This window comes from Humiphilus diazotrophicus (assembly GCF_059726315.1).
On the sequence record NZ_AP040870.1, the window covers coordinates 3,811,563 to 3,826,724 of the forward strand.

10 protein-coding genes are annotated in these 15,162 nt (G+C 51.2%); 7 read left to right on the top strand and 3 right to left on the bottom strand.

What is annotated here, in order from left to right:
* The first annotated feature begins 27 nt into the window (after positions 1–27).
* Positions 28–1,455 (top strand): arabinose isomerase, encoded by a 1,428-nt coding sequence (locus tag AC6I7T_RS16345; RefSeq protein ID WP_497788377.1) that lies wholly within the window; start codon positions 28–30, stop codon positions 1,453–1,455.
* Between the two features lie 179 nt (positions 1,456–1,634).
* Here AC6I7T_RS16345 and AC6I7T_RS16350 read toward each other — a convergent pair whose 3' ends face one another.
* The gene (locus tag AC6I7T_RS16350; protein ID WP_497788378.1) at positions 1,635–3,002 is read right to left on the bottom strand and encodes a hypothetical protein; all 1,368 of its coding nucleotides are present in this window, start codon (positions 3,000–3,002) and stop codon (positions 1,635–1,637) included.
* Positions 3,003–3,279: 277 nt separating this feature from the next.
* Between AC6I7T_RS16350 and AC6I7T_RS16355 the strand changes: the two genes are divergently transcribed.
* Positions 3,280–6,837, top strand: a complete 3,558-nt coding sequence (locus AC6I7T_RS16355) for an outer membrane beta-barrel protein (protein WP_497788379.1) — start codon at positions 3,280–3,282, stop codon at positions 6,835–6,837.
* A 127-nt stretch (positions 6,838–6,964) separates the two neighbouring features.
* The gene (locus AC6I7T_RS16360) at positions 6,965–9,934 is read left to right on the top strand and encodes a glycosyl hydrolase (protein ID WP_497788380.1); all 2,970 of its coding nucleotides are present in this window, start codon (positions 6,965–6,967) and stop codon (positions 9,932–9,934) included.
* Positions 9,935–9,984: 50 nt separating this feature from the next.
* Here AC6I7T_RS16360 and AC6I7T_RS16365 read toward each other — a convergent pair whose 3' ends face one another.
* Positions 9,985–11,502, bottom strand: coding sequence for a S10 family peptidase (locus AC6I7T_RS16365; protein ID WP_497788381.1), 1,518 nt, complete (start codon positions 11,500–11,502; stop codon positions 9,985–9,987).
* 144 nt (positions 11,503–11,646) lie between these two features.
* On the opposite strand from AC6I7T_RS16365, the gene AC6I7T_RS16370 reads away from it, so the two are divergent.
* From AC6I7T_RS16370 to AC6I7T_RS16380, 3 genes are all read left to right on the top strand, one after another.
* Positions 11,647–12,468, top strand: a complete 822-nt coding sequence (locus AC6I7T_RS16370) for an arylamine N-acetyltransferase family protein (protein WP_497788382.1) — start codon at positions 11,647–11,649, stop codon at positions 12,466–12,468.
* Positions 12,469–12,513: 45 nt separating this feature from the next.
* Positions 12,514–12,789, top strand: a complete 276-nt coding sequence (locus tag AC6I7T_RS16375) for a hypothetical protein (protein ID WP_497788383.1) — start codon at positions 12,514–12,516, stop codon at positions 12,787–12,789.
* A 66-nt stretch (positions 12,790–12,855) separates the two neighbouring features.
* Positions 12,856–13,659, top strand: coding sequence for a MerR family transcriptional regulator (locus AC6I7T_RS16380; protein WP_497788384.1), 804 nt, complete (start codon positions 12,856–12,858; stop codon positions 13,657–13,659).
* Positions 13,660–13,715: 56 nt separating this feature from the next.
* On the opposite strand, the gene AC6I7T_RS16385 is transcribed toward AC6I7T_RS16380, so the two are convergent.
* Positions 13,716–14,366: a cytidylate kinase-like family protein gene (locus AC6I7T_RS16385; RefSeq protein WP_497788385.1), complete on the bottom strand. Its 651-nt coding sequence runs from the start codon at positions 14,364–14,366 to the stop codon at positions 13,716–13,718.
* Between the two features lie 120 nt (positions 14,367–14,486).
* Here AC6I7T_RS16385 and bfr point away from each other — a divergent pair, with 120 nt between their 5' ends.
* Entirely contained in the window at positions 14,487–14,966 is a 480-nt protein-coding gene (bfr, locus tag AC6I7T_RS16390) for a bacterioferritin (protein ID WP_497788386.1), read from the top strand.
* Positions 14,967–15,162: the final 196 nt, after the last annotated feature.

Sequence of the window (15,162 nt, forward strand, 5' to 3'; positions counted from 1 at the left end):
TACGAAGATATCTCAAAAGGGAAGTCAATGGCAGATAGTGGATTGCACGTAGGCTTATGCGGTATCGGGCTGGAGGCCTATTGGTCTCAGTTCGAAGGACTACGCTCACGGCTGGAGAGTTATGTCCGCCAAGTAGCGGAGCGTCTAAAAAAGACCGGAACGCATGTCGTGGAACTGGGTATGGTAGACACGGCACAGCGTGGCCGGAAGGCTGGGGAGGTTTGCCGAATTGCTGGTGTAGATCTGCTGCTCGTCTACGTAACGACCTATGCGCTCTCCAGCACTGTGCTGCCGATGCTACAACGCGCGAAGGTGCCCGTACTCGTGCTTAACCTACAACCAGAGGCAGCAATCGATTACGTGAGATTTAACCGATTGCCTGATCGAACAGCGATGACTGGTGAATGGTTGGCCTATTGTTCGGCCTGCTCAGTGCCTGAACTTGCAAATCTGTTTTCGCGCGCCGGGTTGCCCTTTCATCAGGTAACGGGAGTGCTTGGGGAAGAAGCGACATGGGCAGAAATCGAGGATTGGGTCTCTGCTGCTCGTGTCAAGAAGGTACTTGCCGATAATCGACTGGGATTACTGGGACACTATTACAGCGGCATGCTCGATATCATGACCGATCTCACCCAAGTTTCCATTACCTTTGGCAGTCACATTGAGCATCTCGAGATAGACGAGCTTAGTGGGTTGTGCGCAGGTGTAACGGAACAGGAAATTACCTGGCGGGTGGAAGACTTCCAAAATCACTTTGATATACAGCAAGATTGCGGGCAGGAGGAATTGACACAAGCAGCCTGTACGTCGGTTGCTCTGGATCGTTTCATCACCACTCACGAGCTGCAGTCGCTTGCCTATTACGCAATGGGGGTTGGCGTACCGCAGAATGAAAATACAATCAGTTCGATCATTCCTGGTGCGTCCTTGTTGACCGCCCGTGGCATTCCAGTGGCGGGTGAGTACGAGGTTAAGAATGTACTCGCGATGAAGATAATGGATTCTCTGGGGGCAGGAGGATCGTTCTCTGAATTTTATGCCTTGGATCTGGTACTGGATCACGTGCTCATGGGGCATGATGGACCGGGGCATCTGGCGATCGCAGAGAGCAAAACCAAGATGCGCCCGCTTCGGGAGTATCACGGAAAAATTGGACGTGGATTATCAGTAGAGATGAGTGTGAAGCATGGTCCGGTGACTTTACTCTCCGTCGTGGAAGATGCTAGGCACGGTTTCAAGCTGGTGGTGGCGGAGGGAGCGAGTGTTCCCGGCGAGGTACTGCGTATAGGCAACACCAACAGTCATTACCATTTTTCCATTGGGGCTCGTGCCTTCGTGGAAGCATGGAATGCACAGGGGCCTGCACATCACTGCGCCATCGGGGTGGGAAATCTGGCAGCAAAACTGAATAAGCTGGCACAGCTTCTTACAATTCCGATGGAACGTGTGTGTTAGCGATTATGGATGGATCTGGACATCTGCCAATTTCAGGAAGTATCACGGAAAAATTGGACGTGGGCTGTCGATAGAGATGAGTATGAAGCGTGGTCCGGAGCTATGCTGTGAACTGTTCAGCGAACCTGTTGGGAATAGCTTTGTTTCCAGCCCAGGATAGAGAAGGTTCTTCAGCTGCCTTAGCTGGAATACACCCGATAGGTTACGATCTCGGCGTTAAAGGATGTGCCATTTAAGCGTGATGTCTTCAATAGGACTTCGAAATGAGGAAAGGTCGATGTATGCAGCTTTTTCAGCAGGCCCTGTAGTCCATCCTCCGATGTCAAGAACTCAGCCGCTGCGCTTGTGGCATCGGAATCTGTCCCAGCGAGGATGATGACGCTTCCCGTATTGCTCGGGGTGGGCAGAAAATCGACCACGCTGTAGCCCACTAGAGCATTCTTGTCCATAACCGCCTTATAGATGGGCTCTTCTTCATCCTTCGGATGGCGATTGGCAACATAGACCTGATTATGTGCGCTGTCGTAGTCCAGACTAAAGTTCAGCTTCTCATCGAAGAGCCCGACCCAGGGATTGGCCTTCTTCCCTCCCAGCAGGACTACGCTATTCCGCTTAACGGATTCGGCTTCAAAGAACCTTGCCAGCAGCAATCGGGTTGTGGGATTAATCGGCGGAAGATTGAGAATCTGCTGGGCCGCATGAAAATCCCCGAGTGTCACCAAATTGTGCGTAAACACGGTATGGAGATCACTGATCCGATCCTGGTTCATATTCGGACTTTCAAAGGGAGCGATAAAGTTGCGGTCCAGGTACTGACTCAGGCTTATACGCTTGCCCGTCATCTCCTCTGCCAAGCTGACAGAGGCGTCGGGCAGAACGATGTCGATTTCTCGCGAGGTGCCACCTACGGCTGACCAGAATGCGGCGACGGTGGGGCGGTTTATCAATGTGTTGACATTGCCAGCTTTGCGCAGACGGCTGTTCTGGTTTAACAGAACCAGGCAGGTGATCATCAGGAGGACAGACAAGCCGGTTACGGCCCAGAAAAACACCAATAGCCGGTTCTTTTGTGGCGATGCTGCTGCAGGAACACTTTCCTGCAAGGTCATCGCCGGTGGCTCGGAATAGGTACGTTGTTCCGGCTCTACTTCAGGAGTACCAACTTTTAGCCGCCGCTGGAACAAAACACGATAGCTTCCGCGTGGAATAGAAAACACTAATGCTTCGTCCGCACCTTCCAATGCGAAGTAAGCTTCTATTCGCTTCCGCAGTTCGGTCGCATTTACGCGAACAATATTGTCCTGGCTTCTGTCGTAGGTCTTGGGGCGTCCAAAGACCTTGATGCCAATTTCCTGCTCGTGAATTTCAATTGTTCCGGACTTCAATGATTCGCGCCCCACATATCGCAAAAAGTCGCGCAGACGAGTCGATTTACTGAAGTGCGAACTCGCAGCCACTCTTTCGATAAGCGCAAGGCATTCTTCCGCGCTCGGTACCTCTACCGGCGATGGAAGAGAGGACTCCATATTGTCCACCTTTGAAATCATTTACTGTTCGAGCTTAGCCTGTTGGGAAGTCTAGCATCATCGAGCAGCGAGTTGGAATTTCAAAACTTCTTCCAAAAGTGGGAAAAGCGCCCCTCTTAACCTCGAAAAACGCCGCTAGGCGAACCAATTGCAAATCATTGATATTAAACAGCTAATCATCACTCTTAACCGCTAGGACTCAAGGTTACCTTCCGGTAAATTCACTTGTCCTCCTCTTCTCCCAACCATGACCATTGGGCGTTTTCCAGCGACTCCTCTGGAGTCTTTTTACGGAGGCATGATGAACTCGTATACATCAAGGAAAAGGTGGCTAGTCACACTTTTCCTCATTCAATTCACATTTGCGCTTTGCTGCGTCTCAGGCCATGCCCAGCGCTTCCTTGGTTCCATTCAGGGTGCGGTATCGGATGGAAGCGGTGCTCTGATTCCGGACGCAACCGTTACCGTCGAAGAGCTGTCCACTCACTTCAAGAGCATCAGCAAGACGAATTCTGCCGGAGCCTATAGCTTCCCGGCTCTCAATCCCGGTACCTATACCGTTACGGCAAGCGCCGACAAGTTCGGAACCGATACGCATACCAATGTCGTGATCACAGCCGGTGCGACCCAGACAATCGACTTTTCTCTTCGTATTGGAGGAGCCACCGAGAGTGTCGTCGTTTCGGCAGACAACCCGCTCCTCGACACGGGTTCGGCCAACATTGCAACGACGCTTAGCGCCAAAGAGGTGACTGACCTCCCGAATATGGGGCGCAATCCCTTCGTGATGGCCACGCTGGCAGCCGGAGTCATCAATACCGGATCAGGCGGCTACTTCCAGGGCAAATCCAGCCAATTCACCAACCCGTTCAGCGGTGTTGCCGTGCAGATCACCTCAGAAGGTAACGGAGGCCATAACAGACTTCTTCTAAACGGTATTCCGGACGATCCGGCAGAGCGTCTTTCCGGCGCAAGCTATACGGGCTTTGTCCCCTCACCGGAAGCGGTCGAGGAGGTCAAGGTTCAGACTTCCATCTATGATGCCCAGATTGGGCATGGCAATGGAACCATCACCAATACCGTTGTCCGTAACGGAACGAACCACCTTCATGGTGCCGTGTATTACGCCTTCCAAAATACCTATCTCAATGCCAATACCTCAGAGAAAGTTCCGAATCAGGACTCGAAGATTGCGTCAGCCCGGACTCCCAGGAACAATGATCAGCTGAGCCAAACCGGATTTGTCTTGAGCGGCCCCGTCTATGTACCGAAAATCTATAACGGTCGCGACAAGACCTTCTTCATGGCGTCTTTCGAGCGCTATGCTTCCCATACCGCAATCAATTACTCTTCCCGTGTTCCAACCACGGCTGAAAGAGCCGGCGATTTCTCGGCGCTCTGCAATACCTTTAATGCGCAGGGTTTCTGTACTTCCGGTATTCAGCTTTACAATCCGAACTCGCCGCTTGATGCGAACAACAATCGCACTGTCTACTATCCAAACAACAATATCGCCTCAGCGATCAACCCGACAGGTGCCGCACTCATTAAGTATCTTCCGGAGCCGAATGTCTCAGGGGCCTCCCTTACGGGGAGCAACTATATCTCGACGCAGACTTCCTATCCGAGTACTTATCCTTCCTTCATCTTCCGCGTCGATCATGCAATCGGAGCGAACAACCGGCTGAGCGCGATCTTCTTCCGTTCCGGCCTGACACAGAACTATCCGATGCAGGGATTTCCTAAGGGAATAGGGCCTGGAGGCTACGGTTATAACGTCTATCGCAATAACCGTGGAGGCAGCATTGACGATGTGCATCAGTTCTCGTCAAGCATGGTGCTCGATTCACGCTTTGGTATCCTCTATCACCCATTTGGCCTTCGCTATCCAGGTAACTCAAACTTTGATTTGAGTAGCATTAATATGACCAACAATAGCTATCCATATCTCTCGTTCCCCGGGGTATCGAATAGCGATTCTTATGCGAGCTTGGCAGCAGGTGCGGGCGGACAAGTCAGTTCGAATGTAACGGCTTCTCTCTCGGAAATTCTGACGAAAACCTGGGCCAACCACACTGTTCGTTTTGGATTTGAAGCAAACCTGATCCGGTATGCCGTTCAGAATCCGCAGAGCGGTTTTGGAGATCTGAAGTTCGATCGCCGCTTTACGCAAAAGAACTCAGTCAACACAAACATTGGAGCCGATGCAAGCTCCGGCGATCCCATCGCATCCTTGCTGCTTGGATACCACTCATCGACGAGCTACAAAATTCAGGCAGCCTATGCGCTTCAACAGATCTACATGGCACCCTTTGTTCAGGACGACTGGCGTTTCAGTCCCAAACTTACGTTGAACCTGGGTGTTCGCTGGGATTATGAGTCGCCTTTTACCGAACGCTATAACAAGATGGTTACCGGCTTCTGCACTAACTGCCAGAATCCAATGCAAGCGTCTGTTGCAGGTTTGACTCTAAACGGAGGACTGCTATTCACAAGCGACAAAAATCGTTTCCCCTATCCTCGCGATTTGAATAACTGGCAGCCCAGAATTGGTTTTGCCTACCAGGCAACACCCAAAACAGTGGTCCATGCCGGATTTGGAGTGATCTACTTCAACACTCTGGAATCGCCCATTGGCACTGGCTTTACTCAGACCACCAGCTACAACAACTACAACACCAGTGCTCCGCTCTACTCGCTTACAAATCCTTTCCCGAGCGGAGTGCAATTGCCATCGGGAAGTTCACTAGGCTTGTCCACGGCTCTTGGGCAGGACATCGATTTTGCCGACCAGAATCATGTTATGCCAAAGAGCACCCAGTACTCCCTTAGTGTGCAGCAGCAGATTCCAGGCAACTTTGTTGTCCAGTTTGCGTATGTCGGTACTCGTCCTACGCGCCTGGAAGTGGATCACAATATCAATTACCTGCCGAAGCAGTACTACGATCAGGGATCTGCAGAGGTGACTTATCTGAACTCTGCTGTAGCCAATCCCATGGCGGGGAAATTTACCACGACAACATCGCTGAACGGAGCAACGATTGCCAGAAACCTTCTCCTGAGGCCCTATCCCGAGTTCGGAAAAGTAAATGAGAAGTACTCTTCCATTGGAAGTGCTCCGTACAACTCGTTGCAGATTCAGATACAACGGCCGATGAAAAATCACTTCTCTTTGCAGGGAAACTTCACCTGGTCAAAGACCATGCTGCATAACAGCTTCCTCAACGAGTTCGATACGAAGCTGGCCTCGGTCCAGGACCCCAATGCAACCATTGCTGCCAATATCTTTGGCTCACTTCAATTGCCGAGTTTTGGTAAGCATGCTTATTATCAGCGTCTCATCCTGGGCGGATGGCAATTAAACGGAGTCATGCGCGCCCAGAATGGCAATCTAATCAGTGCACCAGATAATGTCGACATTATTGGTGATCCAAGTCAGAAGGACCCGACTTATGGTCGCTACATCAATACCTGTTATCAGAACACTAGCGGTGTGAATGTCCTTTCGACAGCATCTGCTCCGGCCTGCGATTCGTTATCATCAACCCCGGCCTACCGGCAGAGATTGGCATATACAACGCAGCACAACAGCAAATACATCAATGTTCGCCAGAGGATACATCCTCTTGTAGACCTCTCGATGTTTAAGCGGTTTCAGCTAAGAGAAGGAACCAGCTTCGAAATCCGTGGCGAGTTCTTTAACGTATTCAACACGCCGAATTTTGGCACTCCCAATACCTCGATAGGTTCGTCCACCTTTGGCTCAGTACCTGTTACCAAGGTAAGCGGAGTTCCGTATTATACGCAGGCAAACGATCCGCGTTATGGCCAGTTAACCGCGCGTATTAACTTCTAATCAACCGAAGAGCCCGTAATGGCCTTGTAGGATGCAGGTTACATTTACGGGCTCTTCTTGTATCCTTTGTTCTTTATTGAAATTTTATCTATAGACCTACCGGCAGGCCTCTAGATTAGGAAGAAACATGCGCATTCGTTCCTCTGCTCTTAGTCTCCCCCTTCTTTTACAGCTGTTCCTTTTGAGTCCGGTACATTATGCGCATTGTCAGGCCAGGGTTATAACACCGACCCTTTCCGAGCTCCGAGCTGGATTTAAGAATCCCCCGCCGCAGGCAAAACTGCGCTGTTACTGGTGGTGGCTCAACGGACATACCGATAAAGAAACTATTACGCATGATTTGGAAGAGATGAAGGCGAAGGGGTTTGGCGGTGCCTTGCTTGTCGACGGTGATGGCTCCGGACAGGAAGGAAATACTCAAGTACAGGCCGGCCCAACCTTTGCCTCACCTGCCTGGATAGAACTATACAAACATGCGCTGCTGGTAGCCGATCGCCTTGGCCTGGAGATTACCCTCAACATTAATAGTGGCTGGAATCTGGGTGGTCCCTTCGTTAAGCCCGAAGAGGCTTCCAAGATATTTACCTACAGCCGGACTATTCACGCCGGAGGGAAAATCTCCCTGGTTCTCGAACAACCGCGTTCAAAGAATGGCTTCTATCGCGATATCGCGGTACTCGCCTATCCTCTACACCACGGAAAGCAATTGGCCGAGCAGCCTGATGACAAACAAGGAGATCAATTCATTCTCTTAAGTCGTCCGGAGCAAAAAGGGCAGTTAACTCTGATGTTTCGTTCCTCCGCTCTAGAAACGGGCTTCAGCATGCCGGATTCCTCCGCCATGCTGGATTCGGGAGTGAAAACCCAATTCGCCTCGGATCCTGGCTTTGCCGATTCTCTGCTTTCGGAGGTCAGGGATGTAACTTCCTCTCTGCAAGCGAATGGCGAGATACACCTCGATCTGCCGCAAGGAGAGTGGGAGATTCTCCGTGTCGGCTATACAGACTCCGGCGCAGTCGTTTCCACCTCGAGTGGAGAATGGCAGGGATTAGCTATCGATCATATGAACCGTAAGGCCCTCGAGTCTTATTGGGATCGAGTCGTTGAGCCCCTACTTCAGGAAGCAAAGCCCTATCGTTGTTTGAAGTATCTTGCAACAGATAGCTGGGAATTGCAGGGCACCAACTGGACCGACGATTTCCGTACTCGCTTCACAGCGTTACGTGGTTATGATCCTGTTCGCTATCTACCCGTCGTTGCCGGGCGTATTTTGCAGGATCGTGAGAGCAGCACTCGATTTCTTACCGACTTGAGAAGAACAGTTGCCGATCTTTTGGAGACGGAACATTACGATGTTCTTGCCGAGAAGGCAAAGCAACATGGTCTTGGCCTACAGGCGGAAAGCGGTGGTCCACATGGAGCACCGATCGACGCACTCGAAACCTTTCGCTATTCCGCCGTCCCGCAAACAGAATTCTGGGCTCCCAATACTCATCGCATTCTTGATAACGAGCGCTTCTTCACCAAAGAAGCTGCCAGTGCCGCCAACATTTACGGCCAGCGCTTTGTCGCTCAAGAGGGAGAGACCTCGATGGGACCGCATTGGTCGGAGTCGCTTGCAACAGATCTAAAGCCTGCCTTTGATATGGCCATTACCGAAGGGATGAACCGGCTTGTATGGCATACCTTTACCTCAAGCCCGACCTCGGCAGGGATTCCCGGGCAGGAATACTTTGCAGGTACCTATCTGAATCCTAAGGTGACTTGGTGGAATGCCGGTGGCGCTTTCTTTGACTATCTCAATCGCGTTCAGTATGTAATGCAAAACGGTATACCGGTAAACGATGTTCTCTATTATTACGGGGACCACGTTCCCAACTTTGTGCGCCTAAAGAAAGACGATCCGGCAGGCGTCCTGCCAGGCTATGACTACGACGTTACCAATCAGGATGCGCTGCTTCGTACAATTCGTATCGAAGGCCGAGAGCTAGCAGGCCCAGGAGGGGCTCGCTGGAAGGTCCTTGTACTACCGAAGACACAACGTGTCTCTCTCTCAGTTTTGAAGCTTGTGAAGCGTTATCTGGAGGCTGGAGGAACGGTAGCTTCTCTCCCGCCTACATCGGTTACAGGAGTCGCTACAAATGACGAGACTATGCAGTTTGATGCACTCGTAGAAGAAATCTGGCAAAGCTGCATTCCAGGAACTTCTCATCCTTTTGGCAAAGGAACTGTGGTGTGCTCGCAAAAGGGTCAGGATGCACTCAAGGTACTTGGTATCGCTCCCGATCTTGCGATATCGAGCACCGATATCAAGACTCGTCTCAATGCTTCCAGCACGGAAGGTATCGACTACATTCACCGTAGAATAGGCAAAAGTGAGATTTACTTTCTGCGTAATGCAAATAATGTTCCAGTTCAGTTCTCGGCCAGCTTCCGTGCAGAAGGTGAGGTTGATCTTTGGGATGCGGTTACAGGGGAAATCAATAAAGCAGCCGATACAAGACATCAGTCTGTTGGAAGAACTGAGCTAAAGCTGTCGATACCAGCACACGGTTCACTCATTGTTACCTTTGCTCCAAATGCCACATTTACAGCTGCAAAAGAACAACAACAGGTGCGGAGAGAGCAGGTGAAACTCTCCGGTAAGTGGCAGGTACATTTTCCCGAAGAGAAGGGAATTCCAGCCGCCGTGGTCCCCGTCGAGACTCTGACTAGTTGGAGCAGCTGGGAACAACCCCGTATGAAATATTTCTCTGGAACTGCGACCTATTCGGCTGTCGTGCAAGCGCCAGAACTGTATCCTGGAGAGAAAGCATGCTTGCGCTTTGGCAGCGTGAGGGAGATTGCCGAAGTCAGACTGAACGAAAAGAAGCTTCCTACGATCTGGGCCGAACCATATGAAACTTGCGTAAATGGCGGACTTCAGAGAGGAGAAAACAAGCTGGTTATCTCTGTCAGCAACTTATGGCATAACCGGTTGATCGGTGATCTTGAAGGCATAACCCCCAAGATCACCAAGACCAACATAACGATTAAGCCTGAACCACTTTTGCCATCTGGCCTGATAGACCCTGCTGAGTGGGTGATCTACCGGTAATCGGAGGTTGCTTAATTGCAGCGCCCTGTCCGACTACCGATATTGACGTGTCAGTGACGGCTATACATCTCCATTACGTCTTTTCGCAGATCTAATCCACTTGACTGGCGCGTATAGAACATGTGACCACCTGGGTATTCTTTTACAGACACCCGGGAAGCGTCACCCATGATTGGCATCTGATCCACCGTAAGGATCGATCCCATAAAGGGGCAAGAGAGATCGTTCCAGCCGTGAACAATGAGAACACGCAACTTTGGATCGGCTGCTACTGCCTGACGCAAGTCTTCGACAGAGCCTTGACGAAGTGCATCGTCTCTGTCCCAAAGACGGTTGACTTCGTATGAGAGCGCGCTGTATCGGGCATCTACCTTCCAGCCTAACGTGCTTGTCATGAAATTGACCATGGCGGTGGTGGTAGGTGCAACGATGCCTTCAAGGATCGGATCGTTTGAGCGCTGATCGGGAGAATAGGGAAAAGGATCGAATCCGGTTACATTGGAGTCGTAGACCGATCCTATCTTTCCTTGCGAGCGAAAGACCTCTCGTAGATAGGCACCAGTCTCCAGGCGTCCGCCGGAGCGCTTTACAAACTCCGGCTCAAGGCCGGTCATCTCTGTTACCCGTTTGACAATTCGCTGTGTGGCTTCCGAATCGCGCCTGCCTTTGAATATGTCCGTTGCATATTCTCCCAGTGTGTAGGAGATGACTTCGGACATCGCCTGTGGGGTGAGCTTGTTTTCCCGCTCCAGATGTGCCGCGGCGATGGAAGGTAAAGTCACCATCCATGGGATGGGGGAGAGGTCTCCGTTGTCTCCGATGGTGGGATTCAGGTACGGCGAGACCAGGACAACTCCGTTCAGTGCTACGCCAAGTTGTGACTGGAGATAATGTGTGATTCGTGGTCCGCGAAAACCGCCATAACTCTCGCCAACCAGATACTTCCTGGAGGCGAGCCGGTCATTCTTGAGTAGCCAGTCATAGATCACGCGCGAGAGGTATTCGATATCGGGAACAGTGCTATAGAAAAGCTTCTTAGCCTCTGCTTCCGGAACCGTAGCGCGGCTGAAACCAGTGCCCACGGGGTCGATAAAGACCAGATCGGTAAAATCGAGCCAGGTGGAGGGATTATCTGTGAGTGTCGCCGGATCGGAGGGGCTGTCTCCCTCGTTGCCAACTTTTAAATGCTTTGGACCAATCGCTCCCAGGTTCAGATAGACCGAAGAAGCTCCAGGTCCTCCATTGAGCGCGAAGGTAACGGGACGATTATTTCCCTCAACTGTGTAGGCAGTAAAGACAACTCGTCCGGCCTCTTTGCCTTCCTTGTCGCGTACCGGCAAAGTTCCAACGGTCACGGTATAACGCAGTTGTTTCCCATCGAGCTGAATACTCTGTTGTGTATGTACATCGGCCGGCAGGGGTGGTAAGGCAGTCGACTTATCGGCAGGTTTATCGGTCTTTTCCGTTGCGGCTGGCTTGTCTTTGTCGGATTGTGCCGCCATGGGCAGGCACAAAGGCAACATGGCACATAAAGTGCCATATACAAGAACGGCTCTGGCAGTTGGCAAATTGATCAAGCTCATTTCGATACCATACATTGAGTTCGCAACTGAAAGAATGATTTACAACTATGGATGATCCCGGCGCGTATTGCTTGAAGCGGGAGAGCCTTGGTCGCAGTTATCGAGGCTGGTTGAAAGTTGATGTAAACGATGATTGATCTGGACGCCTATTTCGCACGCATCGGTTACCGCGGTTCGCGGGAGCCAAATCTTGAGACCTTGCAAGCTCTTCAATCTCTTCATCCTTCAAAGATTCCTTTCGAAGCGATTGACGTGCTGTTAGGACGAGAGATACGTCTGTCTCCGGAGGCTCTTGAGGAGAAGCTTATCCGGCGTCAAAGAGGTGGCTATTGTTTCGAACAGAACAATCTCTTTAAAAATGTTCTGACAGCTTTAGGCTTTGAAGTCGAAGGGCTTATTGGCCGGGTTGTCTGGCTAGTGCCTCCGGAGAATCTGCCGAGACCACGTACCCACATGGTTTTGCGAGTAACCCTGGAAGGAGAAGCTTGGCTTGTCGATGTGGGCTTTGGTTCGATTGTGCCTACAGCGCCGCTTCGTATAGGAACAGAAGAGTCACAGAAAACGCCACATGACAACTACCGCCTGATTCACAAGGATGGGCAACTCATTCTCCAGGCGGAGTTGGAAGAGAGCTGGGCCCCGGTGTATCAGATCTCTCTGGAGCCTCAGTTTCTTGTCGATTATGAGTTGGCCAGCTGGTTTACCTCCACCTATCCTGCGTCGAATTTCCGGAAAAGTCTGATGGTGTCGTGTACCACGCCAGAATATCGCGCGGCTCTGCTAGAGAACCGGCTTACAATCCGCCCTTGCAAAGGCGAGGTCCAACGCGACTTCCTCTCCGTGGAGCAACTAGAGCAAGCGTTAATCGATATCTTTGGATTGCTGGTAGAGCCAGAGTGGCGGCCGGTATTGGAAAGAGCCGTTGCGGCGGGAGAATCTCTCCGTGGATAAGTTCGGCGACTGAGATGTGCGATTTAAGTAAGGAAGAGAATTGCAATGTTCGGAGATAGAAGTTTTGAGGAAGAGACCAGGGACATGGTCGATGAATTACCCCGAGGGTTTCTGCTCGTAGATGCCGCAGGATCGGTTCTTTTCCAGGATCCGGAGAGCCCAAGACACGAAGAGACAGAATATTCGACCAAACATATCGATGAGGCCCGCCATCTGGGCCTGATCGAAGTAGATATTCTGCGTAGCGCAAGCCATCCCAAGAAATATCTTTGCTACCGGCCAGCCTGGGGAACCCGGAAGTATCAGGACTGGCAGCCTTGATGTCTAATTTCGGAATAGAAAATACCTGCTTGACTCTCCCCTAACTGGAGGCTTGAGAAAGAAGACATGCTCAAGATCGGCGATTTTTCTACCCTTGCTCGGGTCACGGTAAAGACACTTCGTTACTACGACGAAATGGGGCTTTTGCAGCCATCGTTTGCCGACCATGAGACGGGTTACCGCTATTATTCCGTCACACTGTTACCGCGACTTCACCGCATTCTCGTACTGAAAGATATGGGCTTCCCTCTCGAGCAGATTGCAAAGATGCTGGAGAAGGACCTGAATCTCGATGAGTTGAAGGGAATGTTTCTATTGCGTGCGGCAGAGCAGGAAGAGAGGGTGAGAGAAGAGCAAGCTCGTTTAGCGAGAGTGCGGGACCGATTGAGCCTCATCGAAAAGGAGAAGATGATGCCCAAGGACGTTGTTATCAAGGAAATACCTGCTCAATGGATTGCCTCCATTCAAGATGTGATTCCTTCTTATTCCTCAGTAGGAATGCTCTATGGCGAGCTGTTTTCTATACTAGGAGCCGCATGCGGGGGGAATCTTCCCGTAGCTCTCTGGCACGATGAGGGCTACAAGGAGAGCGATGTGGATGCCGAAGCTGGCTTCTATCTGAAAGAAGCCATTCCAGCGAAGGGTCGGGCAAAGGTCTATCAATTGCCAGCTGTGACCGTAGCCAGCCTGATACACAATGGAGCCTACAATCGGCTATCACAGGCCTATGATGAACTGCTTCGTTGGGTAGGTGGAAATGGCTATCGGATATGTGGACCAGCGCGCGAACTCTATCCGAAATCCTCGCAGCCGGTGCGCATCGACGACGAGTCCTATGTCACTGAAATTCAGGTCCCTATAGCAAAGTAGGGAATAAGTTCAGGTACCCGCTCCCAGGCAGGAGCGGGTACTCCTCTCGAATCCGACTAAACCGAAACCGTTGGATTTTCCGCCCTCACCTCATTCTTTAGACCAGCCGCAGCAATTGTCGCATCTACCATTGCGTCAAATCCGACGCACGAATTGATCATCAGGTTATATAGTCTGCGATCGGCCCAATCCTGTTGATAGAAGCGCCGGACGTAAGAAGAGCGACGTTTATCGGTTGCTGCAAGTTCCTGTTCCGCGATTTTGGCATGTTGCGGAAAGGCCTGCTCAAACCAGCGTTTTTTACGATTCAGAGAGGCATAGACAAAGACATGGAAGCCGCCCGGAGTTGTACCGAGTGCGCAAGTCGATCCCCGTCCGACGATCACGCAGTGACCCGTTTCTGCGACAGACTTCAATTTTCGATTGATGATCTCCGCAATGCGTTCACTATCAACTACTTGCGTTTCCGGGAGAGCGGGAAGACGTTCAAGACTGCCATGCCAGAAGGTTTTACCGAAGCGGTAATACCAAGGATCCAGGCGTTCGTCGCACTTCTCAGCTATCGATTCGGGGATCTTTTCCTGCTTGGCGATCTCCTCGATCAGGCAATGGTCCATGAGCTTCCATCCCAGTTTTTGTGACAGATAATGAGCAAACTCGCCACCCCGGCTGCCATATTCCCGTTCTACAGTGATGAACCGGACCATCTCGCACCTCCAAATGACAGGTGATCCTAGCACCGATGCAACTTCGAAACCAGTGACTCTTTTCACATGGATGATCGAATTCCAGTTGCAGTTTTGCCATTACTGAAATAACTTGCCAGCATGAAGGGAAACCAAAAAGTCCTCGCTGAATTGGGAAAAGCTCTTCGCGAAGAGCTTACTGCGATTAACCAATATTTCCTGCATGCCGAAATGTGTGAGAACTGGGGTTACAAGAGGCTCGCGGAGTTCATCAAGAAGCAATCCATCGGAGAGATGAAGCATGCCGAGTCTCTTATGGAACGCATACTCTTCCTGGATGGAATTCCTGAGATGGACCCCATGAGTCTTACCATCGGCAAGAATGTGAAGCAGCTGTTGGAGTCTGATTTGCAGCTGGAGTTGGCTGCCGTAAAGCAGTACAACGATGCCGTCGCTACAGCTACTGCCGAGAAAGACAATGGCTCTCGCGATCTTCTAGTCAAGCTGCTGAAGGACGAAGAAGAGCACGTCGATTGGCTGGAGGCGCAACTGCACCAGATCGAAGAAGTGGGCTACGAGCGCTACTTGTCTCTACAGATGGGAGATCTCGAGGAGGACTAGAGAGTAATTCCCGCATAGGATACTCTCGCCAAGAGTGGTGAAGTGCAGCTTTCTTTGGAGGAAAGCTGCCAAAGCTTTTGTGCTTCGGTGCCTATCTGCGCGAGAAATGCTCTAGCTTCACTGGAAAGTGTTACGCCCGGGAGTGTCTCATTCTTCCGGCCTGAGGTTGGCCGGAAGAATGAGATAACGGGCAAGC

What these genes read in the sequence shown, in the direction of transcription:
- AC6I7T_RS16350 (WP_497788378.1), bottom strand. Translation starts at nt 3,002, where the DNA reads ATGATTTCAAAGGTGGACAATATGGAGTCCTCTCTTCCATCGCCGGTA.
- AC6I7T_RS16385 (WP_497788385.1), bottom strand. Translation starts at nt 14,366, where the DNA reads ATGGTCCGGTTCATCACTGTAGAACGGGAATATGGCAGCCGGGGTGGC.
- AC6I7T_RS16360 (WP_497788380.1), top strand. Translation starts at nt 6,965, where the DNA reads ATGCGCATTCGTTCCTCTGCTCTTAGTCTCCCCCTTCTTTTACAGCTG.
- AC6I7T_RS16345 (WP_497788377.1), top strand. Translation starts at nt 28, where the DNA reads ATGGCAGATAGTGGATTGCACGTAGGCTTATGCGGTATCGGGCTGGAG.
- AC6I7T_RS16375 (WP_497788383.1), top strand. Translation starts at nt 12,514, where the DNA reads ATGTTCGGAGATAGAAGTTTTGAGGAAGAGACCAGGGACATGGTCGAT.
- AC6I7T_RS16370 (WP_497788382.1), top strand. Translation starts at nt 11,647, where the DNA reads ATGATTGATCTGGACGCCTATTTCGCACGCATCGGTTACCGCGGTTCG.
- bfr (WP_497788386.1), top strand. Translation starts at nt 14,487, where the DNA reads ATGAAGGGAAACCAAAAAGTCCTCGCTGAATTGGGAAAAGCTCTTCGC.
- AC6I7T_RS16355 (WP_497788379.1), top strand. Translation starts at nt 3,280, where the DNA reads ATGATGAACTCGTATACATCAAGGAAAAGGTGGCTAGTCACACTTTTC.
- AC6I7T_RS16380 (WP_497788384.1), top strand. Translation starts at nt 12,856, where the DNA reads ATGCTCAAGATCGGCGATTTTTCTACCCTTGCTCGGGTCACGGTAAAG.